Source organism: Shinella agrisoli, assembly GCF_046557955.1.
GTDB lineage: Bacteria > Pseudomonadota > Alphaproteobacteria > Rhizobiales > Rhizobiaceae > Shinella.
This window is the reverse complement of sequence record NZ_JBJIEP010000070.1, coordinates 1-720: the sequence shown is the minus strand read 5'-3', so window position 1 is coordinate 720 and position 720 is coordinate 1. Positions and strand designations below refer to the sequence as shown.

The window sequence follows — 720 nt, the reverse complement described above, 5'->3', positions numbered from 1 at the left end:
TGTCGTCTCCATGTCGACAAAGTCAAGCGGAAATTTTACGATTGCCGACACGTTGTTTTTCTGGCCCAATGCCCCGCAAGCAGGGAAAGGGACATAAGTGTCTGACGAAGTTGAAGCGAAGCGCGTGCGCGGCACCGGCTGGAAAAACGTCTATGAGACGCTGCGCGCGGAAATTCTGGCGCTCGCCCTGCCGCCTGGCCAGCTGCTCGACGAGACCACGCTCGCCGAGCGTTTCGACATGTCCCGCTCGCCGGTGCGCGAGGCGCTGATCCGGCTGGCCGGCGAGGAGCTGGTGGTGACGCTCTCCAACCGCAGCACCATCGTCGCGCCCATCGAGGTCGGCAGCTTTCCCAAATATGTCGAGGCGCTCGACGTCGCCCAGCGCATGAACACGCGGCTTGCCGCGGCGCTGCGCACGGAGGCGGACCTGAAGATCATCGCCAGGCGCCAGAAGGAATTCGAGGCGGCGGTGAAGACCGGTGTGCATCTCAGGATGTCGGAGGCCAACAAGCAGTTCCACATGGCCGTGGCCCATGCCGGCAAGAACGCCTATCTCGCCTCCTTCTACGAGCGGCTGCTCAACCAGGGCCAGCGCATGCTGCACCTGCATTTCGAGTATCTGGAGCGCACCGGCGACGGCTACCTCCTGACCGACGAGCACGAACTGATGCTGGAGGCGATCCGGGCGAAGGACGTCGAGCTCGCCGACGAGCTGGCCCA

1 protein-coding gene is annotated in these 720 nt (G+C 63.8%); it reads left to right on the top strand.

Translation table 11 applies throughout. The features are described 5' to 3' along the window. Positions 1-97: 97 nt before the first annotated feature. A partial coding sequence (locus ACIIOY_RS26800) for a GntR family transcriptional regulator (protein ID WP_411037715.1) occupies positions 98-720 on the top strand: 623 nt, incomplete at its 3' end.